This is a genomic window from uncultured Agitococcus sp., from assembly GCF_937920075.1.
GTDB lineage: Bacteria > Pseudomonadota > Gammaproteobacteria > Pseudomonadales > Moraxellaceae > Agitococcus.
Window position 1 is genome coordinate 1 of the sequence record NZ_CALETI010000034.1, and the last position, 1943, is coordinate 1943.

The 1943-nt window shown below is 44.5% G+C and carries 2 protein-coding genes; both read right to left on the reverse strand.

Features of this window, described 5'->3' with window-relative positions:
- Positions 1-410: 410 nt before the first annotated feature.
- Entirely contained in the window at positions 411-1493 is a 1083-nt protein-coding gene (locus Q0212_RS00985) for a PP2C family serine/threonine-protein phosphatase (RefSeq protein WP_297920866.1), read from the reverse strand.
- Between the two features lie 58 nt (positions 1494-1551).
- Positions 1552-1943, reverse strand: a 392-nt coding sequence (locus Q0212_RS00990; RefSeq protein WP_297920869.1) for a hypothetical protein, incomplete at its 5' end; no start/stop codon positions are given.

The following is a 1943-nucleotide window of genomic DNA, read 5'->3' on the forward strand; positions in this document are numbered from 1 at the left end:
CTTGTAAAAGCATTGCCAGTCTTAATCCCATAAAGTCTGGGAAGAGGTTCGAACCTCACGCGCTCAAGCCAAAAAGTCAAAACGCGTTTGTCTTAATCCCATAAAGTCTGGGAAGAGGTTCGAACTTTTAAAAGAACATAGAACGACTTGGTTAAATGTCTTAATCCCATAAAGTCTGGGAAGAGGTTCGAACCGCACCCCCTATTTTTTCTTAATAAAATCATTATGTTACAAGGACTGTTGGGAAGAAATTTGCTTTTGACAAACCGCGCCATGAAACAATCGCGTGGAACATAATAAAAACTAATAAAAATAGGGTTTTAATAGTTTTTGGCTATTTTATTAAAGAACAAAAAAGGGGCGTTCCCAAGCCCCTATAGTACCCATGTTTTTAACAAATGGCTAGCAAATTAAGCCTTAAAATCACAAGCAGCTAAGGCAATACTACGGTCATCGCCTGTGCTATTTTTATTAAAATCCTCGCCATAAAAAGCCTGTGTCAGTGTTTTACGCGCCAAACGTTGTTGACGCAAAGCATCAAACCATTGGCTCACACGACCTGCAACCTGTTGTTGATTAAGCGACACTAACTTTTCGGCAGCACCATCACTCATCGCAGCGCAAGCCGTTAAAAACTCACTCGATTGCAAACCAAACTGCACATCCGAAAACTTGAGCTGCTCGTCCACAAACGTGGTTTGGTTGGCAAACTCGCCTTTGCCCAATTCACCCAAGGTGCTTAACAGGGTTATTCGTCCATCACTAGGCTGAGCAGGCACACTATAACGATGCTCAATTTGCTCAATCACCAATGCACCATCACCTACCTTTAGCCAAAACAAGTGCGCCTTACCCACCACCAACATCAACAAGGTCGAACGAAAATCACGGGCTTCGCGTTTGTGCTGTGTCGCCAACTGAGTAATAATCCCTTTGGCATGGCGCAACACCAAACGGGTCATTTTTTCTAATAAAGCATCGTGAGTGGTAGGGCTATCTAGCAAGTCCACCCAAAATGCTTCTAAACTATGGCATAACAAACTCATGCCTTGTGCCAAAGCATTTGCGCCCAATTCAGATACCACCGAACTGCCTGCACCATCGCACACCACCAAACAAACACGCGGAGCCGCCTGACAAGCCACCGCATCTTGGCAAGGCAAGTTTTTGTCACGATGGCTTAAGCCAACAACGGCCTCGGCTAATACTTGCCATTGGCCATTAGGCACACACCACTGGCTAAAATGCTCGGGGATAATTTGGGTGTTTGGTGCATCGCTTGCTACGGTTGGTACAGAGTCTTCTTTTACAGGCTGGCTATCTGCCACAGGCAACGCATTTTCAACTTCAATCACCACAGGCTGATTGGTTTCGGCCAACACTCTGATGGTGGTTGGTTCATGCTTAGTTGGCTCAGTTGCAACTGTAGGTGCAACAACAGGCCTTTGACAATCTGGTACTGATTTTTTGCGTTGACGATTTTTGCTAATCATAATTTTGCTCCAATAACTTAAAAATAACTGACAGACTGTGTAAAAACGCCACACGGGACTAACTCACCGAATTTGTGCCACGATATTCTGATTTTTTGGCGTGTTCGGGTCTAACCGCCACTTCGTGCCAGCCTTTGTCCATTTCTTTTACATACAAAGACAAAGCTTGATGCCAGTCATCCAAACTGGGTCTAAGCGAAGGATTAAGCGCGCCTTCGCTAAAGGTACGAATAAACAGACTTTTAAGCTGATAGGGCATATGGCTCCAAATGTTGTACCAATCGCCTTTGGGAATACCTTGATTGCCTTTGCCATAGGCAAAACGGCCAGAATTCATATTGCTCACTGGGTCTTCGCCATTGACCATGTCATAAGGGTGACGACCTAACATCAGGCATTTAAACAAAATAATCGCCAATGAAAACACTTCAGACTGCGAATTACGCACTA